Below are 25,759 nucleotides of genomic sequence, written 5' to 3' on the forward strand. Positions count from 1 at the left end.
TTATGAAATCATATATTATAGTCGCCGCCTTGTCTGTATTGACAGGCGGCCTTTCCGCCCAGACTTCTATAGAGGACGTGCTCCGGAGCGTGGAGGCGAACAATAAGGATTTACAGGCGAACAGCCAGTTGGTCCAGTCGCAGAAGCTGGAGGCGAAGTTGGATAATAATTTGCCAGACCCTTCGGTCTCTTATTCGCATTTCTGGGGGAATAAAGAAGGGATGGGATTCACGGGCGAGTTCGTGGCTTCCCAAAGCTTTGATTTCCCGTCCGTATATGTCCGGAAGCATAAGCTGACGAAGGCGAAATCCGCGGGTTTGGATCGTCAAGGGATGGCTTTTCGTCAGCAAATCTTGTTGCAGGTGAAAGAGGTTTGCCTAGATTTGGTGCTGTTGAACCAGCAGAAGAACCTATTGGATACCCGTCTTAGGAACGCCGAGCAACTTTCCGCTTTTTATGCGACTCGTTTGGAGAAAGGAAATGCGAATATCCTTGAGACAAACAAGATCGATCTGGAATTATTGAACGCTCGGACAGAGGCCCGGATGAACGAGACTTCCCGTATTGCCAAGCTGCAGGAGCTGGCTACCTTGAATGGCGGTATCGCTATCGAGTTTACGGATACGGTTTACGCCTTGCCGGATAGGGAGGTGCTTTCCTTTGATGAGCTGAGAACGGAGGCGATACAATCCGATCCGCAATTACAGACTTTGCGTAGCGACCAGACGACAGCCCTTCGGCAGGTGAGCGTGAATAAGGCGAAAGGTCTGCCCGGCTTTGAGTTAGGGTATCGTATGAATCCCGCCTCGGGTGGAGAGCGTTTCAATGGTTTCTTGGTAGGAATCACCATCCCGTTGTTCTCGAACCGTAATAACGTGAAACAGGCGAAGGCTCAGGCCCGCTATACGGAGATGCAGTTGGAGAGTGCTTCTTTCACGGTAGAGAATGGGTTGAGGCAGCTATATGACCAGTCTGTCTCCTTAAAGAAATCTATCGATGAATATAAGGATGTGCTGAAAAGGCAGAATAGCTTGGTCTTGTTGAACAAGGCTATACAGGCCGGGCAAATCTCTATGATCGAGTATTTCGTGGATGTGACGACCTATTACCAAAGCGTGCAAAACTACCTGCAATTGCAAAACCAATACCAAAAGGTCATGGCGCAATTGTATAAGTATCGATTATGATAAGGAACACAACTGTGTTTTCTCTTGAACACAGTTGTGTTTTCTCACGAACACAACTGTGTTTTTACGTTCTCTAAGGATAGCTTAAAGTCCCGGATCAATTCTTTCATCACCTCTTCCACGGATAATTCCTCCCAGAATAAAGACGCTACCTGTCCGATCTCTAACTCGCCTTCCTTTAGGTCTCCCTCAAAGATTCCTTTCTTGGCACGTCCTTTGCCTAATAACTCACGTAATTCTTCCACGGACGCTCCCCGGGCTTCCGCTTCTTCCACTGCCGTAGCGAAATCTCCTTTTACCAGACGGGTAGGAGACAGTTTCTTTAATAATAACTTCGTATCGCCTTCCTTAAGATTCAAGCATAGTTTCTTGAAATTCTCGTGTGCCGAGCTTTCTTTGGTTAGGGCGAAACGAGTGCCTATCTGTACGCCGTCGGCCCCTAGTGCGAGTGCCGCTAGCATCGCTTGACCGTTTCCGATACCTCCTGCCGCCAAAAGGGGGAGGGAGGTCGCTTTCCGGACAGCGGGGATCAGGCACATCGTAGTTGTTTCCTCCCGTCCGTTGTGCCCGCCTGCCTCGAAGCCTTCGGCAACGATGGCATCCACTCCGGCCTCCTCGCATTTCGTGGCGAATTTAGAGCTGCTTACCACGTGAACGACCGTCATGTCATGATCCTTCAAATACTTTGTCCATGTTTTCGGGTTACCGGCGGAGGTAAATACGATCTTCACTTTTTCCTCCACCAATATCCGCATCAAGGTATCGATTTCCGGGTACATCAGCGGGACATTCACGCCAAAAGGCTTGTCGGTCGCCGCCTCGCATTTACGGATATGTTCCCGGAGCACTTCCGGGTGCATGGAGCCTGCCCCGATCAATCCTAATCCACCGGCGTTACTAACCGCTGAAGCTAGCCGCCAACCACTACACCAAACCATTCCCGCCTGTATGATGGGATACTGAATACCAAAAAGACTACAAATTCGATTCATATTATTTCTTGCGTTAATCTCGCTAAAATTAGTGAACTATTTTTATTGGAACAACAATTTCTTTGTCGAGGTTGTTGAATAGGCATATAACTTTAAAATATAAGAGATATGCCAGAGAATATAATGAAAACGTTATGGGATGAGAGCGATGATCTTCACGATGAGACCATGTCTACCAATTCGGTATTGTCGGATGATTACACGTCTAATGACATTCAAGATTTACAAGAAACGATCGAAAATGAAAATATCGAGGACGGTATAGAGAGCGATTCGATTGAACATTGAATGAAAGCATATTGGGTCCCCGAAGGGAAGATCTCCCTTTGGGGATCTTTTTTGTGTGAATTGTGAAAATCTTTTTCCGGATTCTAAATAATAACAATTTGAAATAGAATTGTAACGCAAAACTTCGTTATCTTTGTCCATTGTAATTCTAATATAACAATGGCATGAATAAAACGCTTATGGCCGCAGGTTTAGCGGTTATTTTGGGAGCTTGTTCCTCCTCAAAGAAAAGCGATGTAGCGGAAGGCGCTACACCCAATCCGTTTTTTGCGGAGTATACGACACCGTTCGGGGTGCCTCCGTTTGACCAAATAGAGGTGGCTCATTACAAGCCGGCTCTTTTGAAAGGCATGGAAGAGCAGTCGAAGGAGATCGAGGCGATCGTGGCAAATCCGGATGCGCCGACATTCGAGAATACGATCGTGGCCTTAGACCAAAGTGGCGAGTTGCTTACTAAAGTAATGTATGCTTTCGGTGGCCAATCCAGTGTGAATACCACGGACGAGATCCAAGAGCTCGAACGTGAGCTTTATCCCCTTTTATCCAAACATTCGGATGATATCAGCTTAAATCCCAAGCTTTTCGCCCGGGTGAAATCCGTATATGAGAATCAGGCGAGCTTCCATCTGGATAAGGAACAGAAGAAGCTGTTGGAGGAAACCTATAAAAGCTTTGTCCGGGGAGGAGCCAATCTGCCGGAGGATAAGCAGGCGAAGTTGCGTGAGCTGAACGAGAAGATATCCATGCTCCAACTTACTTTCGGACAGAATACCCTGAAAGAGACCAACGCTTTCCAATTAGTGATCGATAATAAAGAGGATTTATCCGGTCTGCCGGAAGACGTGATCGTCAAGGCGGCGCAAACGGCCCAAGAGAATGGTCTGGATGGTAAGTGGGTGTTTACCCTCCATAATCCGAGCGTGATGCCTTTCCTTCAATACGCCGATAAGCGTGATTTGCGTGAGAAGATCTTCAAGGCATATACAAATCGTGGCAACAATAATAATGAGAATGATAATAAGGAGGTCGTTAAGCAGCTGGTTACCGCTCGTCTGGAGAAAGCCCGATTGATGGGATATGAGGATTATGCCGCTTTCGTATTGGAAGAGAATATGGCGAAGAACGAGAAGAACGTGTACGACTTGCTCGATAAAATCTGGCCGTCTGCCTTGGCGAAAGCGAAAGAGGAATTGGCCGATATCAACGCCGAGATCAAGAAGGAAGGCGGTAATTACGAGGCCGAGGGCTGGGACTGGCGTTATTATTTCGAGAAAGCCAAGAAAGCGAAATATAACTTGGACGAGAACGAGATGCGTCCTTATTTTGAGTTGGGACATGTACGTGAGGGCATCTTCTATGTAGCCAATAAATTATACGGTATCACGTTTACCGAGATCAAGGACATCCCGAAACCGGACCCCGACGCTCTCGCTTTCGAGTGCAAGGATAAAGATGGTACGCATCTGGGCGTGCTGTATATGGATTTCTTTACCCGCCCGGGCAAAGGAGGTGGCGCATGGTGCGGCGGTTACCGCTCACAAACGTATAAAGATGGGAAACGGGTAGCCCCGGTGGTTACTACCGTGTTTAATTTCAGTAAACCGGCGGAGGGACAACCGGCGCTTTTGACGGCCGACGAGACCGAGACCGTATTCCATGAGTTCGGTCATGCCCTACATAGTTTATTCTGCGACGTTCATTATTATGGCGTGTCCGATGTGCCTCGTGACTTTGTGGAGCTACCTTCGCAAGTCGATGAGCATTGGGCCGTTGAGCCGGAGGTATTGAAAGTGTACGCTAAACATTACCAGACCGGCGAGGTAATACCGCAAGCCCTTGTAGACAAGATGATCAAGAGTGGCAAGTATGGACAAGGATTCGCTACGACGGAGTATCTGGCCGCCTCTTATCTGGATATGGATTATCATGTATTGAAAGAGATCCCTGCCGATTTGGATATTGAGAAATTTGAGGCGAAGGTCTTGGGCGATCGTGGTCTGATCCGTCAGATTCCGTCTCGCTATCGCTCCACTTATTTCGGACATACGATGGAAGGTGGATATACAGCCGGTTATTATAGTTATATCTGGGCGGAAGTGTTGGATTGCGACGCTTTCCAAGCTTATAAGGAGACGGGTAATATCTTCAACCCGGAGGTTGCCTCTAAATTCCGTAAATACGTACTGACCCCGGGCGGCATCGACGACGCTATGGACATGTACGTGAATTTCCGTGGCAAACAACCTAGCATCGATCCGCTGTTGGAGAACAGAGGGCTAAAATGAGCAGAACAATTTATAACTCATAAATCAAAAAATCAGTAAAGATGAAACAATTAATTATGGCAGCAGGATTAGCCGTTATGCTTACTGCCTGCGGTACTTCCGAAAAGAAGACCGTGGAGGGTGAGAACCCGTTCTTTGCGGAATATACCACCCCGTTTGGAGTTCCACCTTTTGATCAAATCAAGTTCGAGCACTACAAACCGGCCCTATTGCAAGGCATGGAAGAGGGACGCAAGGAGATCGAGGCGATCGTGAATAACCCGGAGGAGCCGACGTTCGAGAATACGATTGTCGCTTTGGATGAGCAGGGTGCGTTGCTTCGGAAGGTCCAGATCGTTTTCGGTGGACAGAATAGCGTGAATACGAATGATGAGATGCAGGCGTTAAGCCGTGAGATGTCGCCGCTATTGTCAAAATATAGTGATGATATCAACTTGAATCCGAAATTATTCGCTCGTGTGAAGGCGGTATACGATAAGAAGGATGAGTTGGGTCTCGATAAGGAGCAAATGAAGTTATTGGAGGAGACTTATAAGGACTTCGTTCGGGGTGGCGCTAATCTTTCCGCTGAGGATCAGGCTAAATTGCGTGAGTTGAATAGCAAGATCTCCATGCTACAGCTTACTTTCGGACAGAATATGCTGAAAGAGACGAACGCTTTTAAATTGGTGATCGACAAGCAGGAGGATCTTTCCGGTCTGCCCGAGACCTTGATCGCTAACGCCGCTCAAGCGGCCAAGGATGCCGGGATGGAAGGCAAATGGGTATTTACCTTGCAGAACCCGAGCGTGATGCCGTTCTTGCAATATTCCGATAAACGTGAGTTGCGTGAGAAGATGTTCAACGCTTATATCAACCGTGGTAATAATAATAATGAGAACGATAACAAGGAAGTGGTTCGTGATTTGGTTGCCGCTCGTTTGGCGAAAGCGAAGTTGATGGGCTATGATGATTACGCTTCTTTCGTGTTGGAGGATCGTATGGCGAAAAGCTCGGATAAGGTCTATCAATTGCTAGACGAGGTTTGGAAGCCTGCTTTGGCGAAAGCGAAAGAGGAATTGGCCGATATCAACGCCGAGATCAAGAAAGAAGGCGGCAATTTCGAGGCCGAGGGCTGGGATTGGCGTTATTATTTCGAGAAGGCCAAGAAAGCTAAATTCAATTTGGATGAGAATGAGGTTCGTCCTTACTTGAAGTTGGATAATGTTCGTGAGGGTGCTTTCTATGTAGCTAATAAGTTATATGGTATCACGTTCACCCCGATCCGTAATATTCCGTTGCCTTATCCGGAAGCGCAGGCTTTTGAGTGCAAAGATAAGGATGGCTCTCATTTGGGCGTTATTTATTTCGATTTCTTCCCTCGTGCCAGCAAGCGTGGTGGTGCGTGGTGTGGTTCTTATCGTCCGCAGGCTTATAAGGATGGCAAGCGTGTGGCTCCGGTCGTAACGATCGTTTGTAACTTTAGCCAGCCCGCTCCGGGACAACCTGCGTTGTTGAGCGCTGATGAGGCGAATACATTGTTCCATGAGTTCGGTCATGGTTTGCACGGCTTGTTCCGTGACGTGCATTACTCCGGTGTTTCCGGTGTTCCTCGTGATTTCGTGGAGTTGCCTTCACAGGTTATGGAGCATTGGGTATTCGAGCCGGAAGTATTGAAGGTGTACGCTAAGCATTATCAGACCGGCGAGGTGATCCCGGCCGAGTTGATCGAGAAGTTGGATAAGAGCGGTAAGTACGGACAAGGTTTCGCTACGACGGAGTATCTGGCGGCTTCTTATCTGGATATGGATTTCCATGCGATCAGTGGTGACGCTGCGGATAAGAAGGTGATCAAGTTCGTTGACCAGACGAATAATGTTCCGGCCAACTTGAACGTGATGGATTTCGAGCAACAGACGTTAGGCCGTCGTGGTTTGCTGAAACAAATCCCTTCCCGTTACCGTACGACTTACTTCAACCATACGATGGGTGGCGGCTACACCGCCGGCTATTATAGCTACATCTGGGCTGAGGTATTGGATTGCGACGCTTTCGAGGCATTCAAGGAAACCGGCGACATCTTTAATCAAGAATGTGCCGATAAATTCCGTAAATATGTCTTGACCCCGGGCGGTATCGACGACGCTATGGATATGTACAAGAATTTCCGTGGCAAGGAACCGGGTACGGATCCGTTGCTGAAGAATAGAGGACTGAAATAATCTAGAAATGGAGATTTTATAAAGGCGGACCGGTTGGTTCGCCTTTTTTTGTATATGCTCAACCTCCCGGATCTGTATTACATTTGCTAAGTTTTATCACGAAAAAATAGCGATAGTATGGAGAAAAAGGATTTAGTAGAAGGGATGAGGTTGTATATCTATAAATTGCGTGTGGATGGGCGTTATTCCACGGCGAAGAGCTATCAGGATGCATTGAACTCATTCATGCGGTTTTGTGGGTTGGAGGTAATTCCCTATATCTATGTCAATAAGGAGAACCTTCGGCGTTATCAGGCCTTTTTGTTGAATAAAGGATGTACATGGAACACGGTGTCGACCTATATGCGTCGGATCCGTTGTGTGTACAACATGGCGGTGGAGGAAGGGTTGGCCCCCTATATCCCTTATTTATTTAAGGGAGTTTTCACGGGTATAGAGAGCAAACGCAAAAAGGCGTTACCACAGGATTTATTACGTTCTCTGATGACGGCCTCATTAGATGATCCGGAACTGAGAAAAACACGGCAGGCATTGTGCCTGATGTTCCAGTTTTGCGGTATGGCATTCGTGGATTTCGCTCATCTGAAAAAGGAGAATGTCCGGGGTGGGGTTTTGGAATATAAACGCCAGAAAACGGGTACTCCGATGCTTATAGAGGTACAATCTACCGCATGGGAGTCGCTGAGGGAACTGTCAAGTGATGTAGGTAAGGACTCACCCTATTTGTTTCCTTTCTTGAAAGGGATAAAAGTGGGAAAAGAAGCCTACAAGGAGTACACTTCCGCTTTGGCCCATTTTAACCGGAATTTGAAGAGGTTGGCGAGAGCCTGCGGTGTGTCTATCCCGATCACCTCATATTCGATCCGTCATTCTTTTGCGATGATTTTGAAGGAACAGGATGTCCCGATTGAGATGATCAGCGAACTATTGGGCCATAAATCGATCAAGACTACGCAAATCTATTTGAAAAGTTTCTCGTTGGAAAAGATGTCTGCGGTGAATAAAATTTGTTTTGAGAGTGTGTACAATCATGTACCGAAAGTAGGGTAAAGGGAGTAGGCTACTTGGGGAGTAGCGTAAGATTTCACGGCGCAAATGTAGTAAAAAATAACTAAAAACAAGCAAACAAATGCGCTTGTTTACTCATTGTAGGCGTTTGATCCTCTCTATTTTTTGATTTTCCTGTTTTATCCTAGACGTATAGACATGGTGATGCGGGTGAAATGACCTCTTGTTCCCGGTATCATTCCACCATGCCTTATAACCTGTGTGTATTCCTGTAGAGACGGGGCACGCCCCATCTCATCCCCTCCAAATGGTAACTTAAAGCTACTATCAGACAGTGGGAGACGGGGCGTGCCCCGTCTCTACAACCGGGTGATAACCGTTCTCGCACCTTTTAGGCTACTCCCCAAGTAGCCTAAGATTTCAAGAGATGGTAATTTTCAGTAATGCCACATTTAAAAATATAAAGTACTGTTTATCAAGATGATATAAATGATTCTTGGTAGGGCTCTGAATTGCCGTGGGGTCTGTTTTCGGGCCATGGGATAACCACTGGAAAAGATAATCATAGAGATGGATATATTGACAGGCAAGTGCTCGGATAGGTTCATGGCGCATGTTCTGAAGCGACGTGACCAGGAGGCCGTCCGTTGGTACGTGCTCACGCTCCCTACCGCCGGTGGCGGGCGTGACAGGATCAGTCCCTCGAAGGGGCTGGACGCTGAGCTTTCCCGCCGTGAGCGTCGTGGGGAGGCCTTGTTCGAGTATTTCTCCCCCTCGTATGTCGAGGCGAGGAAGGTGGGCGGCAAGATGGTCAACACGAAACGGCCCCTGCTGTACAACTACGTGTTCGTCCACGCCTCGGAGGACGAGATCTTTAGCCTGAAGCGTACGCTTCCCCTGTATAATTTCCTCCCCCGGGTTTCCTCCGGCGGGCGGTCTTATTTCCCGTACCTCTCGGATCGTGAGATGGATACCTTGCGTTGGGTCGCGGCTTCTTACTCCAACGAGCTTCCGGTGTACGTGCCAGATAGCGGCCGCTTGTTGAAAGGCGACCGTGTGCGTATCACCTCCGGCCCTTTTACCGACATGGAGGCGGAGGTGGTGGTGCAGCCGGGCGGTGGGCATAAGGACGTGATGGTGCGTATCCTCGACTGTCTGTGGGTCCCCTTGTTCGAGGTGAGAGCGGGGGAGTATGAGTTGATCGAGCTGAACACGGGGGGCAAGCACGTGTATACCCATTTGGACAACGACCGTCTGTCGGAGGGCTTGCACGATGCCTTGGGCCGTTACCACGCCTCCGGCGTGGTAGTGGATGAGGATGCCCGTCTGGCCCGTGAGGTCCTGCGTGGCTACGCCTCTCTCCGTGGTGAGACCGACGTGATCCGTTGCAAGCTTTACTCTTTGCTCCTTCCTGCCTATCTGCTTTTGGGCGAGTCGGATGAGTTCGATCGTTTGCGCTCCACGATGCGCAGCATGCTCCCCGTGGTAAAAGCGGGGCAATCCCGTGCCTTGCTGCTGGTCACGCTGTACGGCTGTACGGACAGCAGCCTCTACCAGCGCATGGCGCACGAGCTGGTTGACCCTTGGATGGAGGAGGCCTCGCCCAAGAGGAGCAAGTCCGTGTTGATACGTCGTTTACGTGATTACGACCGTTGGTTCGGGCATGGGAACGGCGATAAATAAAAGATATGAGAGAAGAGAGAGAGACATGCGGCGTCCCTTCGGGCATCCGGCTGATGAACCTGTTGCGTGAGCGTTTGACAGAGATCATGGATCGTGAGCGTGCGAACCGAAACTCAATACACCTGTATTGCACGGGTCCCTACTGGGTAGCGTTCGAGCGTTCGGCCTACCAGCTGCATCGTGCGTTCCCGGATAGCGAGACCACGCCGCTGCGCCTGTTCGCCTACCCGTTCCCGATCGTGATGGTGTCCGTTACGGATCGCTCGCTCCGCTCGTACGCCCGTAAACATATATTGAGAAGAGACGGGTCGGATTACAAGCTATTGACCGTCCCCGGGTTTCCCTTGGCGGATTACCGTGAATGGCACGCCGGCGAGGTGGTGGGCTTGCCCCGGTTAAGGGAGAATTAGATAAGGGCAGAAAAGAAACGGTCGGATCCCCCGGATGGCAATGGCCGTCTCTAGCGGCTAGGAGACCCCTTGGCTTTGGCCGATAGGCTGACCCCGCTTTAACATATACCACTCCGGCCGTCCGGTGGTCCGGCCCTTTTATAATTGAGAATTGAGAGTTAAAGAGATGATAATAGCGGTAGATTTCGACGGTACGATCGTCGAGCACAAGTATCCGGCGATAGGTCGTGAGCTTCCTTTCGCCATCGAGACGTTGAGGAAATTGCAATCGGATCGGCATAAGCTGATCCTTTGGACGGTCCGTGAGGGAGTGCTCTTGGAGGAGGCGCTGGCCTTCTGCCGCGAGCGCGGGCTGGAGTTCTACGCGGTGAACCGTGACTACCCGGAGGAGGAGAGAGACCGGAACAACCACTTCTCCCGCAAGCTGAAGGCGGACGTTTTCATAGACGACCGCAACCTCGGCGGCCTCCCGGACTGGGGAACGATCTACGAGATGGTGACCAAGAGACTGTCCTATGAGGACCTGACGCGTAAATACGAGTCGGAGTACGAGCCGGAGAAACCCAAAGGTTTCCTGTCCCGCCTTTTCCGTTAAGTCCGTGTGATCCGTGTTTAAAGAAATAAAAACGATAACAAAATAATATGAAGATCAAAAGACTACTGTTCCTATTCTCGCTGCCCCTTTTGCTGGCGGCGTGTACGTCTTACAAGAACGTGCCCTACCTCCAGAACCCGGAGGCGGTGAACGATCTCGAGGGGACGCTTCCTTTGTATGACGCCAAGATCATGCCCAAGGACCTGTTGAGCATCACGGTCAACACGACGGACCCGCAGGCGGCGGCCCCGTTCAACCTGACGGTGCAGACCCCGTTGAACGCGGCCCTGACGAACATCAACACGACGACGCAACCCACGTTGCAGCAATACCTCGTGAACAACTCCGGCGAGATCGACTTCCCTGTGATCGGTACGCTGAGGGTCGGCGGCTTGACGAAGAACGAGGCGGAGAGCCTGATCCGTGAGAGATTGAGGCCTTACTTGAAGGAGGCGCCCATCGTGACGGTGCGCATGGCGAACTACAAGATCTCGGTCTTGGGCGAGGTGGCCCGTCCGGGCAGCTTCACGATCGGCAACGAGAAGGTGAACGTTCTGGAGGCGTTGGCGATGGCCGGCGACATGACGATCTATGGCGTACGTGACAACGTGAAGCTGATCCGCGAGGACGAGGGCGGGAAGCGCGAGATCATCAACCTGGACCTGAACAACGCCGGAATCGTGACCTCCCCGTATTATTATTTGAAACAGAACGACATCCTTTATGTCACGCCGAACGAGACGAAGGCGAGGAACTCCGATATCGGTAACAGCACGACGTTGTGGGTGAGCTCGATCTCGATCTTGGTCTCGATCGCCGGCCTGTTGGTGAACATACTTAAATAATTGAAAATAGAGAATTGAGAATTGAAAATTTAGAGAGATGGTGGACGATGGTATAAATACAAGCAATAATAATAATAACAATAACAATCCGGAGGGGGAGGATCGTGAGATCAATCTTTACGCCGTGTTTTTCAAGTATATGGTTTATTGGCCTTGGTTCGTGGCGAGCGTACTGGCCTGCTGCATCGGGATGTACGTCTTCCTGCGTTACCAGACGCCGGTGTATAACGTCACGTCGTCGGTGCTGATCAAGGAGGACGAGAAGAAGGGGGCTAACGCCGCCAGCGGCTTGGCTGCGATACAGGACCTCGGCATGCTCTCGATGACGAGCAACTTCGACAACGAGGTCGAGATCCTGAGGTCCCGCACGTTGATCAAGAAGGTGGTGAGTGACATGGGCCTGTATATCGACATGGAGGAGTCGAACGCCTTGGGCTTCAACCCCCCGTTATATAAGAACTCCCCCGTTAACGTGTTCATCACCCCCGAGGAGGCGGACCGTCTGGTGGCCCCCGTCGAGCTGCGCATGCGCTACACGAAGGAGGGTCAGCTAACGGTGAGAGCGGAGTACAAGATCGACAAGGAGGGTGACGAGGAGACGATGGAGCAGGGCTTCGACAGGCTCCCCGCCATATTGCCCACCCCCGTGGGGGTTTTCAGTTTCACGGGCATGGATTCCATACCGGAGTTGGAGGGCGGGGAGATCGAGCTGGTGGCCCACGTCCATACGCCCACGTCCACTGCCGAGGCTTACGGCAAGGAGTTGAGCGTGACGCCCTCGTCCAAGACGACGACGATCGCCAAGGTATCCTTGAGGAACACGGTGAGGCGACGAGGCGTTGATTTCATCAATCGCTTGGTGTCGTTCTACAACCAGGACGCCAACGACGAGAAGAACGAGGTGGCGCAGAAGACGGCTGAGTTCATCGAGGAGCGCATCGGCATCATCAACGGCGAGCTGGGCACTACGGAGAGCGAGCTCGCTGCCTTCAAGCAACGCTCCGGCCTGACGAATTTGACGAGCGACGCCCAGATGGCTTTGCAGGAAAGCTCGAGGTATGAGCAACAACGTACGGAGAACGCCACGCAGATCAACTTGGTGCAGTATCTCCGCAATTATATCGACGATCCTGCGAACATGGACGAGGTGATCCCTGCCAACGTGGGCCTGCGGGATCAAAACCTCACCTCTGTCATCGACCAGTACAACACGATGATCATCGAGCGCAAGCGCCTGTTGCGCACCTCTTCGGACAGCAACCCGGCGATCATCAACATGAACGCCGGCATCGAGGCTATGCGCCGCAACGTGAAGACGACGGTGAACAGTGTCTTGAGGGGTCTCCAGATCGCCAAGGCGGACATCGACCGTCAGGCGAGCAAGTTCGAGAGCCGCATCAGCGACGCCCCGAGGCAGGAGAAGGAGTTCATGACGATCTCCCGGCAGCAGGAGATCAAGGCCACGTTGTACGTCATGCTGTTGCAGAAGCGCGAGGAGAACGCCATCACGCTGGCAGCCACGGCGAACAACGGCCGCATCATCGAGGAGCCGCTCGCCGATGAGCGTCCTGTCGCCCCGAAGAGGATGGTCTTCATGCTTGCGGCGTTGATCTTGGGCCTGGCGATCCCGGTGGGCATTGTCTACCTTCATGACCTGTTGAAATACAAGATCGAGAACCGTGAGGACGTCGAGGCGATCACGGGCGTGGCTATCTTGGCGGAGCTCCCGTTGGTCAAGAAGACGGGTGAGGGCTCGATCGTGGTGCGTGAGAACAAGAACGACCTGATGGAGGAGATGTTCCGGGGGTTGCGCACGAACCTCTTGTTCATGCTAGGCAAGGACGAGCGTGTGATCCTTTTCAGCTCCACGCAACCGGGCGAGGGCAAGTCTTTCGTCGCTGGCAACTTGGCGGTGAGCTTGGCTTACTTGGGCAAGAGGGTGGTGGTGGTCGGCATGGACATCCGCAAGCCGGGCCTGAACAAGGTGTTCAATATCTCCCGTAAGATGGAGGGCATCACGAACTACCTTAGCGACCCTGATCACGTGGAGTTGTTCGACATGGTCCAGCGATCCGATATCAGCCCTAACCTCGATATCCTCCCGGGCGGTCCCATCCCCCCGAACCCGACTGAGCTGGTCGCCCGTGACGTGCTGGAGAAGGCTATCGCCCGGTTGAAGGAACGCTACGACTATGTCATCTTGGATACGGCCCCTATCGGCATGGTTACGGACACGGCGATCATCGGCCGTGTGGCCGACATGTGCGTGTACGTCTGCCGTGCGGACGTGACACCGAAGGCCGGTTTCAGCTACATCAACGTGTTGCGGCGTGAGCGAAAGTTCCCGAAGCTCGCGACGGTGATCAATGGCTTGGACATGACGAAGCGCAAGAACAGCTACGGCTACGGTTACGGGAAGAAATACGGCTACGGCAAGGGATACGGTTATGGCTACGGCTATGGTTACGGTTTCGAGGCCGGTGACAAGAAGAAATAACTAATACGCAAATCATGCAAATAACATTACTACTACTGTCGGGCTTCCTTTTCTCCGTGCTGTTCGGGATGGTGATCATCCCGAGGATCTTGGTGATCTCCCACAAGAAACGGTTATATGATGTCCCGGATTCCCGTAAGGTACATACGACGCCGGTCCCCCGTCTGGGCGGCCTGTCGTTTTTTCCGGTGATCCTGATGTCCATGTTCCTTGTGATAGGCTTCCGCCTGTACTTTTGGGATATGGACTCATCGAGCCTGTCGTTCAACATGCTCTATGAGTATCTCTTTCTGTTCGTGGGCATGACGTTACTCTATCTAGTGGGTGTCTGCGACGATCTAGTGGGTGTTGGCTACCGTTACAAGTTCGCCGTCCAGATCGTGTCGGCATTATTATTGGTACTGTCCGGTAATTGGTTCGGTTCCTTGGGAGGCTTGTTCGGTGTATACTCGGTTCCCGCTTGGGTGGGAATCCCCGTCACGGTCTTTATCGTAGTGTATATCACGAACGCCATTAACTTGATAGACGGTATCGATGGCTTGGCCTCCGGTTTGTGCAGTATCGCCCTGTCGGTCTTGAGCGTGATCTTCTTTATCCGCATGCAGTATGTGTACGCCTTGTTGGCCATTTGTACGCTGGGAGTCCTCATGCCTTTTTGGTGTTACAACGTCTTTGGCAACGCAAACCGTGGCCATAAGCTCTTTATGGGTGATGCGGGTAGTCTTACGCTGGGTTACGTGATCGGTTTCCTGATCATCCACCAGTGCGTGTCGAACCAAGTCTCACCGGAGTTACCAAATCCCTATATGGTGATCGCTTTCTCCACGGTCTTGGTCCCTTTACTCGATGTGATCCGTGTGGTGCTTCATCGCCTTCGTAATCATCGTAACCCGTTCTTGCCCGATAAGAATCATTTCCATCACAAGCTGCTTCGTACGGGTATGCGTGTACGGATGGTGATGGTGACGATTCTGTGCGTATCTGTTTTTTTCATCGTATTGAATGTCTTATTGGCCATGAAGGTAAACGCCACCTACCTCTTGCTCTTGAACTTGGTTTTATGGTCTATCCTTCACTTGACGATCAACCGCTTCATAACGAGGCATCATAAAGAGCAAGAGCTGAAAGAGATAGGTGGTATTTTTACAAAGTAAGTCGTGAAACCGGACAATCTAGCGAGTGAATGACGAGCCGGTATCTATTTTATAAAACGAGATACTCCTCCCTTGCGTCAAAGCAAGGGCAAGCCTTGCGTATGTAAGGGCTTAATTGGTAATGTCCTAGGATGCGTGCCTCCGGATAGTCCCTTCGTAATTGCCGTAGCAGATCCATCAAGGTACACCGCTGGGCGTAGGTCCGGGTATCAGCTGGACGGCCTTGTTCGTCGAGTCCTCCCTCGTAACATATACCGATACTTTTGTCGTTCCATCCGGCTGCGTGCGCCCCGATCTGATTGACCGGCCGGCAGCGGTGTAATTCCCCGTCCCGTGTGATATAGAAATGATAGCCGATATCGGCGAATCCCCGTGCCTTGTGCGATGAACGGAGCGCCTCCACAGGAAAATCCCTGTCATATCGTGTGGCCGAGCAATGAATTACGAGGAGGCTGACCTCCCTGTAATTCTGGTAGAAACAATAAGCTTTACCCATGATAATTGAAAATTGATAATTGAAATTGAAAATTAGAGAATACAGGATTGGATGCCAAGTGCTCCCGCGATGGCGGTAGCTACGGCGATGATCACTTTGATAATGGTACTCCATACGGACTTTTTCATGAATTATGAATTTTAAATTATGAATTATGAATTATGAATTAGGAATCCCGGCTGATATAAGAGGAAAGCTTCGCTTTCCTTCGGACGGCCTCAGCGGACGGGCGTCAAGCGAAGAGACCGCAGCGAGCACCCGGAGCATCCCTGTCTGAGCGAAGCGAGTTGGGATGCGACAGCGAGCGTAGGTCTCGAAGTAGTCCGTCAGCGTCAGCCTTGACCTTTTGGTTACTTTTGGGTCAAGCCAAAAGTGACACATCAGATCTCATCAGGCGACTCAGAATCGGAACCGCCCCCTTCCTCCACCGGCGTCCCAAGTATCGTCACCTTGAGCAACGAAGTCTTCTCGCCCAGCAGCGAGTAGCGTCGTGCCCCGTTCAGTATGGTATAGGAAGGCGAGAATCCCGGCACGATAGTCCGTATATGCGTAGCCTTGACCTCGGGGGCGGTCGCTACCCCTTTCTCCGTGACGAAGCGGTTATAGACGGTTCCGAACCCCAGCAGCTCCACCTTGTAGCCTTTCTGGAGGTTCTTGATGACATACCGCTGGTAGCGGTCCAACACGTTCAATACGTCACCCTTCGTGAGCGAAGACTCCTCGGCGATCTGGTCGGCCGCATCTTGTGTGGACAGGGTACCGAAATAATAGGGAACCGGCTTGTACACCTCCTGCTTAGGATCCGTCTTGGGGATAAAAAACTTTCGTGCTTGAAATGCTTGTGGCATAGTTTGATAATTAAAGATTAATAATAGAAAATTAATTGCTTGCTGATCAATGTTACAAAGATAGGTTCCGCCGTAAGGGGCGGTGATGCCGATTGATGCCCGGGGTAGGGAATAACGATTAATTAACATGGGACGCAGTGATAACCGCCGGTTTCTTACGCTGCCTATCGTAAGCCCCTTTGAATAGGCATTATAAGAAGCCTTGGATGGGCATTGTAAAGACCTTAGAATACCCATCCAAGTTGACAGTTGACTAGTGACAGTAGGCTGTTTTTATTTACCTCTGTGCGCAACTGTCAACTAATTTACGGTTCTCCTAGGTAGTGGATGATTAATCTGATCTGTCGGGGCGTGAATATACGTTGCTCGGGGCGGTAGCCCGTCTCCAGCAGCTTGTCGTGCAATTCCGTGCATCGAATGATCCAACGACGTAAGCGGTTGCAAGCTTGATGGGAGGCCAGCTCCGGGAAATAGGATGCCGCTAGTGCGGACTTTCTTAATGGCAAGAACATTTGATTTATGATTTATAGATTTGGGAGAATGAAACTTTCAAACTTTCAAACATTCGTCCCCCCCTCACACACACACGCCCGTGGGGTACGTTATATAGGGGTGTGAGGGAGGCCGGGATTACTTATGGGTGACACGGCCGCCGAAGCTGTACTCGCCCCGGCCGTTCTTCTCCAGCGTGCCTCGTTCCTGCATTCGCTTGAGACAGGTATCTAGGGTGGCGGTGGGGATGTTGTTCCTCTCTGCTTCCTCCAAGGCCTGTTGTCGGTTGAAAGAGAGTGGAAGGGCCGCGAAGAGAGCCTCTTGGGGCGTGGGCGTGCGAGAGCGTGGCACCTCGTCAGACGGAAGCAGGGAGAGTATGCCCGCCGAATGACGGTAGAGCGGCTCCACGAGCGAGAGGACGGCTTGAAAATCGTCATCGTTGATGCGTAACTCTAGGGAAGGAACGATACCGTCCCGTACGTTCTCCTCCGGGATCTCGAGGGCAGGCGAGAGACCGGGACAATTGAGGATTGAAAACTGAGAATCGAGAATGGCTTGTGGGATGAGGAGACTCTCCACCGATCGTAGGAAGGCCACCACGGAAGCGATCCGGCAGATATTGATAGCGATACGGGCCACGGAGCTTCGCATCGGATAACCGTAGGAAAGACCGGCGTGCCCGAATATGCGTGCGAAGCAGCTGTTGAATCGCTCCTTTTGCGTGTCGGAGAGATGGAATTGTATGATATTGACCCTCTCACGCAGGTAGTCCACGAGCATTTTCCACTGCTTCCCCCAATCGGAGAAGAGGCTATCCATGTCCTCGTCGCCCTGCTCGAACTGATCCGCCCACTCGTCGATGGGTGGCATCCGGTAGAACAATTGGCGTGAGAACAACCCGTTCTCGGCCGAGGGAATGAGTGGCCGTACCTGCGCCGGGGTCCCGCTTAACAAGACACTGAGGTAAGAGGCCGGGCACTCCCGGTATTCCCGGTTCGTGCGTCGGTTGAAAGCCAGTCGCTCGTGGTCGTGGCATTTACGCAAGGTATCGCTCCAGTGCCCGTGCTCGGTGCCGATGGCCGTGCTCACGGTATCGGCCTCGGTCTCGCAGATCAGCCCTATGCCGTCGGCCTCGATGAGGTTCTCCAGCACGCCGGTGCCGGAATTGTTACCGGCGATAAGGAACATCTTGAGGGGAGGCATCTCGGGCTCCGGCGTATCGGATTTTTTCTTGCCCAGCGAGTCCCAACGGCTCTTCTCCTCCCGGTAAGCTTTATGCCTCTGCCGGTAGTTCGCCATCATCGCCTCATGTATCGGCTCGGCAAGCCGGCGTGTCCAAGCGAGGGCTCCCTTTCCCGAGGCGGGAGGGGCGACGATGAACGTTTGCAGGCAAGGGTAGTAGAATTTTCGCCCGTACGATATCCGGATCGATTTGTTGAGTGTCGCTCCCAACACGGTGATACCTCCCAGCAGGAGGATATCCTTTTGGGCGGGGGTATCGCCCCGGTCGATCATCCGTTTGAGGAAAGCGGGCCAAGGATACTCCGGAAAGGCGGGCGGGACATTTTTCACGGACTGTTCCTCGTGCGTACACGTGTGCGTGTGTGAAGGAGGCGTGAATGTTTGAAAGTTTGAAAGTTTCCCGGCCTCGGCCAAGGATTTGTCCAGTTTCACGCCGGCTAGGTCCGCCAAGTGGAATACGGATCCCAAGCCATTCCGTCCATTGCCTCCTTTGAGGGCATGGTCGTATAGCTTATCCGCCTCGGTAGAGACATATTTCTCCGACATCCGGCAGATACGATGAAAGAATGTCCGGCCGGCCTCTCCGCAATCGTTGGCGATGGCGAAGGCGATCGGCATATACTCTTGATAGGTGGGAGCGATGTTCGCCCCCTGTTTCTCGATGGCGGCAACGAGCCGCTCCAGATCTGATAATGGGTTCACGATGAATGAATAATGAATGGTGAATAATGAATGAATAACGATTTATAACTGCCAACTGTCACTTGTCCTCTGTCAACGATTCCGGTCTCCTAGCCTCGCTGAGGGATCGTGGCAAAGGAAGCAAGCCCGTGAGAGGTCTGCGTTCGTGGCATCAGCTTTCAGCCCGTATTTCCACTCAAGGTATTCCCAAGCGAATCGTACCGCCTCGTCGAAAGACTCCTCTACGGTTTTCTTGATCGACAGGCGATAGGGTATGAGGAGCTTGATTCCCGTGGTACTGGGACTCACGAAGGAGAGATCGGGGCGTAGCCGCTCATCGGCGAACAGCGTGTCCCTCCAACAGATCGCCTCTTCGGGTGAGGAGAGGTGATCGATGTCGATGACGAACTCGCCCGAGGGCACGAGCAAGTGATCTTCCTTGCGGTAGGAGAAGATACCGGCGGGCGTGACATAGGGTAGCAAACTCTGTTTCAGCCGCCTGAACCGTTTCTCGTCGCTCGATGCGGCACGTACCTGATCGGTACGCTCACGCAGCCACTCGCTGGTGGTGATATAGGCGTACAATTGACTGACACAGACGACCCCGTTCGGTACTTGATTGGTGATGGGGGCGTTGAAAAAGGAAAAGATAGACTCTTTCATGATCGGATAAAATAAATTGATTATTCGGTTACTGCCGGTAAAGGAACGCGTTCCTGCCCGTTCCCGGAATAGCGATGGACGGGACGGGTACGGAAACGGACGTACGGTGGATGAAATGAGGATAGAAATAAAATATACCCCCGTGAAAGGGGTGATTATTGTTAACACTTAAATTAAAAACGGATATGACAGAAAATCAAGAGCGGGCGGAACAGGCACGTTCTGCCTTTACGGTCAATGGAGGTAACGTGCAGATCCTGCCCAATGCCACCATCGCTATCCAGAACATCCATTGGGGTGACGGGACGGTGACACGGACGGAACGCTGGATTACGCCCGCGGAATCGGGACTTCATGAGTCTCCGTCTCCTCCGATAAACTCTCCTGCCCCTCCGGTGACGGCTGAACCCTCCTCGTTGGCGTTGTTCATCCCGGACGAGGCGACCCGTCTTGTCTACGAGGCCCGCCTATGCGCCTGCCCGGACACGGTCACCCTTTGCCAAACGGTATTGACGGACCTTTACAACGAGATCCTAGCCGACTACTCGTCTCCCCTCAAGCTGGTCAAGAGCCGTGCCTTCATCAGCGCCCTCTTGCCTCACCTCACGTTCGTGAACGGGGCGAATGTACCGAGCATTCGGTATGGGATCAGGAAGTATGTGCTGGGGGAAGGGTGAGATAAAAAAGTGTGTGAATGATATAGAGAATATTCGTATGAAAGGAATCGTTTTAGCTGGTGGCTCGGGTACCCGATTATACCCGATCACTAAGGGAGTGAGCAAGCAGTTGCTTCCTATTTTTGATAAGCCGATGGTGTATTATCCTATCAGTGTGTTAATGCTGGCGGGTATCCGGGAAATCTTGATCATATCAACGCCATACGATTTGCCCGGATTCAAGCGTCTGCTTGGGGATGGCTCTGATTATGGTGTGTGTTTCGAGTATGCGGAGCAGCCATCGCCGAATGGATTGGCGCAGGCATTTACTATTGGTGCTGAGTTCATCGGTGATGACAGCGTTTGCTTGGTGCTAGGTGATAATATCTTCCATGGTAATGGATTTACATCGATGCTAAAGGAGGCGGTTCGTACTGCTGAGAAGGAGAATAGGGCTACTGTTTTTGGCTATTGGGTGAGTGATCCGGAGCGTTATGGCGTAGCCGAGTTCGATCAGGCCGGCAATTGCCTGAGTATTGAGGAGAAGCCGGAATGCCCTAAGAGCAACTATGCCGTGGTCGGATTGTATTTCTACCCGAACAAGGTTGTTGATGTAGCTAGCAGCATTCAACCGTCCGCTCGCGGCGAGTATGAGATTACTACGGTCAACCAACGATTCTTGGAGGATGGAGAGCTGAGAGTCCAAACTTTAGGCCGGGGTTTCGCTTGGCTGGATACCGGTACGCACGACTCTCTGAGCGAGGCTTCTACTTATATCGAGGTGTTGGAGAAGCGTCAGGGATTGAAAGTGGCCTGCTTGGAGGGCATCGCTTATCGTCAAGGATGGATCACGGAGGAGCGTATGAGAGAATTGGCGCAGCCGATGTTAAAGAATCAGTATGGTCAATACTTACTGAAAGTAATTGAGGAATTAAAGGAGACAGGAGATCCGAATTTAGGTTAAGATGGAGGTAATAAAGACAGATATAGAGGGTGTAGTGATCATTGAGCCGAAGGTGTTCGATGACGCTCGGGGATACTTTTTCGAGAGTTTCTCGCAACGTGAGTTTGAGGAGAAGGTTCGTAAGATAAATTTTGTACAAGATAATGAGAGTATGTCCTCATACGGAGTGATGCGTGGCTTGCATTTCCAGAAACCTCCCTTTACTCAAAGCAAGTTAGTGCGTTGCGTGAAAGGATGCGTCCTTGATGTAGCCGTGGATATTCGCAAAGGAAGCCCAACGTATGGTAAGCATGTGGCTGTTGAGTTGAGCGAAGAGAATCATCGCCAGTTTTTCGTGCCTAGAGGGTTCGCTCATGGATTTGCGGTATTGAGTGAGATAGCTGTTTTCCAATACAAATGCGATAATTTCTATGCTCCGCAAGCGGATGGGGGCATCCGTATAAAGGATGAGAGCCTAGGCATAGATTGGCGGATACCGATGGACAAGGTCCTTCTTTCGGAGAAGGACATAAAACATCCTTGTTTGGAGGATTTTGATTCACCGTTTGATTATCATGTAAATTTATACCCTGAATTTGAATAAGATGAATATATTGGTGACTGGTGCCAACGGGCAGTTGGGAAACGAGATGCGTATCATCGCTCGGGAAAGTGACGACCACTATGTATTCACGGATGTGAATCAAGTGGAAGGCGTAGAGACCGGCTTTTTGGATATTACGGATTTGGAGGCGGTGAGGAAGATGGTCGCGGCGCAGCGTGTAGATGTTATCGTGAATTGCGCCGCCTATACCAATGTGGATATGGCTGAAAGTAATGAGGAATTGGTGGAGAAGTTGAACGCTGAGGCTCCGGAAAACTTAGCCAAGGTAATGAAAGAGACCAATGGTTTTTTAGTGCAAATCTCGACAGACTATGTGTTTGGTAAAGAACCGTGCAATGTGCCTTGTCAAGAGGATCAACAAGGAACCCCCACCGGAGTTTATGGTATGAGCAAATTGCATGGTGAGCAGAAGATTCAAGCTATCGGTTGCAAGCATGTGATTATCCGTACGGCTTGGTTGTACAGTGAGTTTGGCAAGAACTTCTGTAAGACGATGATGAACCTTACGGCTACCAAACCACATCTTAAGGTCGTGTTCGACCAGGTGGGAACACCCACATACGCCTTGGATTTGGCGAAAGCCATTGAGACGGTGTTGAAAGATTATGCGGATAAAAAAAACGAACATGATTATGACAAGACCGGTATCTATCATTACTCCAACGAGGGGGTATGCTCATGGTTTGACTTCACGAAATCGATCGCTGAATACAATGGCACGACCGCTTGCGATGTGCAGCCCTGTCATAGCGACGAGTTTCCCAGCCCTGTAAAACGTCCATTTTATTCGGTATTGGATAAATCTAAAATCAAGGAGACATTCGGTATTCGGATCCCTTATTGGACAGAATCGCTGAGACAATGTATTGCTAACATAAAAAACAAATAAACAGAATCATGTCAAAACGAAATATAGTAATCACTGGTGGAGCAGGCTTCATTGGCAGTCATGTTGTACGCTTGCTCGTGAATAAATATCCGGAGTATAACATCTTCAATTTGGATAAGTTGACCTATGCTGGCAACTTGGCTAACTTGAAGGATGTCGAGGATAAGCCTAACTATAGGTTCATAAGGATGGACATCTGCGACTTCAAGGCATTCTATCAATTGATGCAGGATAAGCAGATCGATGGCATCATTCATTTGGCGGCCGAGAGCCATGTTGATCGTTCCATTAAAGATCCGTTCACCTTCGCCCAAACTAATGTGATGGGTACGCTGGCGCTATTGCAGGCAGCTAAGCTGTATTGGGAGAGTCTACCGGAGAGGTACGAGGGCAAACGCTTTTATCATATCTCTACGGATGAGGTGTATGGAGCGTTGACCATGAATTATCCGGAGGGCATTGAGCCACCGTTCACGACAACAGCGTCGTCCAGTGAACATCATTTGGCATACGGGGATGATTTCTTCTATGAGACGACAAAGTATAATCCACATTCGCCCTATTCAGCGAGTAAGGCAAGTTCAGACCATTTTGTACGTGCCTATCACGATACTTATGGTATGCCGACCATCGTGACAAACTGCTCAAATAACTATGGCCCCTATCAATTCCCGGAGAAACTGATCCCGCTTTTCATCAACAACATCTGTCATCGTAAGCCGTTGCCAGTCTATGGCAAGGGCGAGAACGTGCGTGACTGGCTGTTTGTGGAGGATCATGCCCGTGCGATCGATACGATCTTCCATCACGGAAAAATCGCTGAGACCTACAATATCGGCGGTTTCAACGAGTGGAAGAATATCGACATCATCAAAGTGCTGATCAACACGGTGGATCGCCTGTTAGGTAGAAAAGAAGGGGAGGACTTGGATTTGATTACCTACGTGACCGATCGCCTCGGCCATGACGCACGCTATGCTATTGATTCCACCAAGTTGCAAAAAGAACTCGGTTGGGAACCGAGTTTGCAATTCGAGGAGGGGATCGAGAAGACTGTGCGCTGGTATTTGGATAATCAGGAGTGGATGGAAAATGTGACTAGCGGGGAGTATCAGAGGTATTATAAGGAGATGTATAGTAAATAGTTTTTGTAAATGGATGAGCTATTCGTAACGTTATATAAAGAATAATTGTATGATACAGACTAAAGAAGATTTGGCCTATTATTTATCGCAAGACAGGAAAGCTTTGGGTATTGCTAATGATGGATTTGTTCAACGCTTGAGACTTCTGGGATATGGTGCTTTCAAAAGCCACTTAGGAAGGCTGAGTATTATAATAATGCATGCCCTGGAAATCTGCTTTCGAAAAATGTGGGAGGGTGATAATGAGGTGTTTATCTAAAATTAGGCTGAAACGTATTTCTGTGAGGTTGGGCTTCTCTGTACCATTGAACGTATTTGGTCCAGGCCTAAGCATCGCTCATTATGGGACGATTGTAGTAAATCCCAATTGCCAGATAGGTTCATTTTGTCGGATTCATGCTAATACAAATTTAGGGGTAAGTGCTGGGTATAAGGAAGCTCCACGTTTAGGGAATCGTTGTTATATTGGGCCTGGAGCAATTCTTTTTGGTGACATAATATTGCCAGCGATACAACTATAGGAGCGAATGCGACAGTGAATTGCAGTTGTGACAAGGAACATGTTGTTTTGGCCAGTACTCTGGCAAAAATAGTTAAAGACTATATGCCGAACTGGTTAGAATTTAATCAAGTGAAATTATAGAATCATTGTATGAATTCGATCAGAAATTTATATGCTCGTTATAAAGTAATATTTGACAACATCCTATTTGTTTCACTAATCCAGCTTTTCGGCTTACTCGCTCCGTTGATTACCTATCCTTATCTAGTGGATGTGTTGGGGATGGAATTATACGGATTAGTGATAACGGCGCAGATTTTGGTTGGGTATATGGTATTGGTAATTGATTTTGGATCAAATAGTGTATGCGCCAAAAATGTATCTATCCATAGGGAAGATAAGCAGAAACTATCGGAAATAGTTAGTTCTGTCTTACTTATTCGTTTGAAACTTTGGCTAATTTGTTTGTTTGCGTATGTTTTGCTTGTTTTCATAATACCTACCTATAATGAATATAAGACCTTGTTCTTATTTTCTTATCTACTTACGTTGAATGAGTTGATTTTTCCTCAGTTCTATTTCCAGGGTATAGAAAAGATGAAAGTCGTGGCATTTTTGAATATATTAGTAAAGCTAGTTTTTATTTCTCTGGTTTTTTTCCTTGTGAAAGAGAAAGGTGATTATTTATTGGTACCTGTGCTCTATGGAATTGGTTATTTGATAGCAAGCATCATATCGTTATTATTGATATTCATGAAGGATAAGATCCGTTTCATGATAACAGACTATCGTACGCAATATAATTACCTGAAAGAGTGTTCTCCCATATTGGCTACAGATATGGTTTGTACAGTAAAGGACAAATTGAACCAAGTATTGGTGGGATTGTTCGTTAGTATGGGGGATGTTGTAATCTATGATTTGGCATTGAAATTGATGGGTATAATGCAAAAGCCTTCAAATATTATAACGACTGTATTACTACCTCGATTCTCAAAAAATAAAAATGTGAGGACTTTAAAGTATGTTATGGCTTTTGTCTTCTTTTTGAGTTTATTTTTGGTTCTGATTGTGAATCTGTTTCTTCCGTGGATTGTGAAACTTTTTCTCCATAGTGAGATTGATTTATTACCATTAAGAATGTTCTCTATTGTGCCGATATTTCTAAGTGTAAGTATTGTTATTGGTAATAATTTTTTTATTGGATTTGGATATAATAAGTATGTTCTTTATTCTATTATCATAACTTCTACGTTTTATCTTTTTGCTTTATTTGTTGTTTGGATATTGGGATACATTCATAGTTTATATAGTTTTGTTTTTATTGCTATTATTTCATATTTAATAGAATTGTTGTATCGTTTGTTCGTTTTTTACAGAAAGACAATCTATTAAATGATATATATTAGATTGAAGATTGCCATATTTCATA

The 25,759-nt window shown here is 49.5% G+C and carries 26 protein-coding genes; 19 read left to right on the forward strand and 7 right to left on the reverse strand.

Annotated features, from left to right (window positions below):
• Positions 1-2 precede the first annotated feature (2 nt).
• Positions 3-1,187 carry a TolC family protein gene (locus tag ACYIA1_RS04105; protein WP_480334474.1) on the forward strand — a complete coding sequence of 395 codons (1,185 nt, stop codon included), beginning with the start codon at positions 3-5 and terminating at the stop codon, positions 1,185-1,187.
• A gap of 44 nt (positions 1,188-1,231) precedes the next feature.
• On the opposite strand, the gene ACYIA1_RS04110 is transcribed toward ACYIA1_RS04105, so the two are convergent.
• Positions 1,232-2,179 carry an NAD(P)H-dependent flavin oxidoreductase gene (locus ACYIA1_RS04110; RefSeq protein WP_005857940.1) on the reverse strand — a complete coding sequence of 316 codons (948 nt, stop codon included), beginning with the start codon at positions 2,177-2,179 and terminating at the stop codon, positions 1,232-1,234.
• Between the two features lie 108 nt (positions 2,180-2,287).
• Here ACYIA1_RS04110 and ACYIA1_RS04115 point away from each other — a divergent pair, with 108 nt between their 5' ends.
• From ACYIA1_RS04115 to ACYIA1_RS04160, 10 genes are all read left to right on the forward strand, one after another.
• Complete coding sequence (locus tag ACYIA1_RS04115) at positions 2,288-2,467, forward strand: hypothetical protein (protein WP_005857938.1); 180 nt, start codon at positions 2,288-2,290, stop codon at positions 2,465-2,467.
• Between the two features lie 164 nt (positions 2,468-2,631).
• The gene (locus ACYIA1_RS04120) at positions 2,632-4,752 is read left to right on the forward strand and encodes a M3 family metallopeptidase (RefSeq protein WP_044546359.1); all 2,121 of its coding nucleotides are present in this window, start codon (positions 2,632-2,634) and stop codon (positions 4,750-4,752) included.
• A gap of 41 nt (positions 4,753-4,793) precedes the next feature.
• Entirely contained in the window at positions 4,794-6,953 is a 2,160-nt protein-coding gene (locus ACYIA1_RS04125; protein ID WP_005866465.1) for a M3 family metallopeptidase, read from the forward strand.
• Between the two features lie 117 nt (positions 6,954-7,070).
• Complete coding sequence (locus tag ACYIA1_RS04130) at positions 7,071-8,003, forward strand: tyrosine-type recombinase/integrase (RefSeq protein WP_005857932.1); 933 nt, start codon at positions 7,071-7,073, stop codon at positions 8,001-8,003.
• Between the two features lie 528 nt (positions 8,004-8,531).
• Positions 8,532-9,644 carry a transcription termination/antitermination protein NusG gene (gene nusG, locus ACYIA1_RS04135; protein ID WP_480334478.1) on the forward strand — a complete coding sequence of 371 codons (1,113 nt, stop codon included), beginning with the start codon at positions 8,532-8,534 and terminating at the stop codon, positions 9,642-9,644.
• Between the two features lie 5 nt (positions 9,645-9,649).
• Positions 9,650-10,054: a hypothetical protein gene (locus ACYIA1_RS04140; RefSeq protein ID WP_048928314.1), complete on the forward strand. Its 405-nt coding sequence runs from the start codon at positions 9,650-9,652 to the stop codon at positions 10,052-10,054.
• Between the two features lie 166 nt (positions 10,055-10,220).
• Positions 10,221-10,649 carry a BT0820 family HAD-type phosphatase gene (locus tag ACYIA1_RS04145; protein ID WP_034530398.1) on the forward strand — a complete coding sequence of 143 codons (429 nt, stop codon included), beginning with the start codon at positions 10,221-10,223 and terminating at the stop codon, positions 10,647-10,649.
• A 47-nt stretch (positions 10,650-10,696) separates the two neighbouring features.
• Positions 10,697-11,494: a polysaccharide biosynthesis/export family protein gene (locus ACYIA1_RS04150; RefSeq protein WP_480334481.1), complete on the forward strand. Its 798-nt coding sequence runs from the start codon at positions 10,697-10,699 to the stop codon at positions 11,492-11,494.
• A gap of 37 nt (positions 11,495-11,531) precedes the next feature.
• A complete protein-coding gene (locus ACYIA1_RS04155; RefSeq protein WP_172884467.1) occupies positions 11,532-13,991 on the forward strand; it encodes a GumC family protein in 2,460 nt (819 codons plus the stop codon).
• Between the two features lie 14 nt (positions 13,992-14,005).
• Entirely contained in the window at positions 14,006-15,145 is a 1,140-nt protein-coding gene (locus tag ACYIA1_RS04160; RefSeq protein ID WP_272059383.1) for an MraY family glycosyltransferase, read from the forward strand.
• Between the two features lie 49 nt (positions 15,146-15,194).
• Here the strand turns inward: ACYIA1_RS04160 and ACYIA1_RS04165 are convergent, their stop codons facing one another.
• Complete coding sequence (locus ACYIA1_RS04165) at positions 15,195-15,641, reverse strand: N-acetylmuramoyl-L-alanine amidase (protein ID WP_217772849.1); 447 nt, start codon at positions 15,639-15,641, stop codon at positions 15,195-15,197.
• Between the two features lie 32 nt (positions 15,642-15,673).
• Positions 15,674-15,769 (reverse strand): smalltalk protein, encoded by a 96-nt coding sequence (locus tag ACYIA1_RS04170; RefSeq protein WP_005855736.1) that lies wholly within the window; start codon positions 15,767-15,769, stop codon positions 15,674-15,676.
• 26 nt (positions 15,770-15,795) lie between these two features.
• Here ACYIA1_RS04170 and ACYIA1_RS04175 point away from each other — a divergent pair, with 26 nt between their 5' ends.
• Positions 15,796-15,918, forward strand: a complete 123-nt coding sequence (locus ACYIA1_RS04175; RefSeq protein WP_480334485.1) for a hypothetical protein — start codon at positions 15,796-15,798, stop codon at positions 15,916-15,918.
• 103 nt (positions 15,919-16,021) lie between these two features.
• Here ACYIA1_RS04175 and ACYIA1_RS04180 read toward each other — a convergent pair whose 3' ends face one another.
• From ACYIA1_RS04180 to ACYIA1_RS04195, 4 genes are all read right to left on the reverse strand, one after another.
• The gene (locus tag ACYIA1_RS04180; RefSeq protein ID WP_005857915.1) at positions 16,022-16,489 is read right to left on the reverse strand and encodes an HU family DNA-binding protein; all 468 of its coding nucleotides are present in this window, start codon (positions 16,487-16,489) and stop codon (positions 16,022-16,024) included.
• Between the two features lie 305 nt (positions 16,490-16,794).
• Positions 16,795-17,001: a DUF4248 domain-containing protein gene (locus ACYIA1_RS04185; RefSeq protein ID WP_005857913.1), complete on the reverse strand. Its 207-nt coding sequence runs from the start codon at positions 16,999-17,001 to the stop codon at positions 16,795-16,797.
• 118 nt (positions 17,002-17,119) lie between these two features.
• Positions 17,120-18,925: a DUF3987 domain-containing protein gene (locus tag ACYIA1_RS04190; protein ID WP_009017194.1), complete on the reverse strand. Its 1,806-nt coding sequence runs from the start codon at positions 18,923-18,925 to the stop codon at positions 17,120-17,122.
• A gap of 72 nt (positions 18,926-18,997) precedes the next feature.
• Positions 18,998-19,567, reverse strand: coding sequence for a BT4734/BF3469 family protein (locus ACYIA1_RS04195; RefSeq protein WP_480334488.1), 570 nt, complete (start codon positions 19,565-19,567; stop codon positions 18,998-19,000).
• Between the two features lie 185 nt (positions 19,568-19,752).
• On the opposite strand from ACYIA1_RS04195, the gene ACYIA1_RS04200 reads away from it, so the two are divergent.
• From ACYIA1_RS04200 to ACYIA1_RS04230, 7 genes are all read left to right on the forward strand, one after another.
• Positions 19,753-20,244 (forward strand): hypothetical protein, encoded by a 492-nt coding sequence (locus ACYIA1_RS04200; RefSeq protein ID WP_005857907.1) that lies wholly within the window; start codon positions 19,753-19,755, stop codon positions 20,242-20,244.
• 37 nt (positions 20,245-20,281) lie between these two features.
• Complete coding sequence (gene rfbA / locus ACYIA1_RS04205; RefSeq protein ID WP_008779659.1) at positions 20,282-21,187, forward strand: glucose-1-phosphate thymidylyltransferase RfbA; 906 nt, start codon at positions 20,282-20,284, stop codon at positions 21,185-21,187.
• Position 21,188: 1 nt separating this feature from the next.
• Positions 21,189-21,770 carry a dTDP-4-dehydrorhamnose 3,5-epimerase gene (rfbC, locus tag ACYIA1_RS04210; RefSeq protein ID WP_005863152.1) on the forward strand — a complete coding sequence of 194 codons (582 nt, stop codon included), beginning with the start codon at positions 21,189-21,191 and terminating at the stop codon, positions 21,768-21,770.
• Between the two features lies 1 nt (position 21,771).
• Positions 21,772-22,680 (forward strand): dTDP-4-dehydrorhamnose reductase, encoded by a 909-nt coding sequence (gene rfbD / locus ACYIA1_RS04215; protein ID WP_005863149.1) that lies wholly within the window; start codon positions 21,772-21,774, stop codon positions 22,678-22,680.
• Positions 22,681-22,688: 8 nt separating this feature from the next.
• Entirely contained in the window at positions 22,689-23,825 is a 1,137-nt protein-coding gene (locus ACYIA1_RS04220) for a dTDP-glucose 4,6-dehydratase (protein ID WP_129984484.1), read from the forward strand.
• A 49-nt stretch (positions 23,826-23,874) separates the two neighbouring features.
• Positions 23,875-24,084, forward strand: a complete 210-nt coding sequence (locus ACYIA1_RS04225; RefSeq protein WP_121962784.1) for a hypothetical protein — start codon at positions 23,875-23,877, stop codon at positions 24,082-24,084.
• Positions 24,085-24,477: 393 nt separating this feature from the next.
• A complete protein-coding gene (locus tag ACYIA1_RS04230; RefSeq protein WP_121962783.1) occupies positions 24,478-25,722 on the forward strand; it encodes an oligosaccharide flippase family protein in 1,245 nt (414 codons plus the stop codon).
• Positions 25,723-25,759: the final 37 nt, after the last annotated feature.

Source organism: Parabacteroides sp. KHUB-02 (assembly GCF_056640955.1).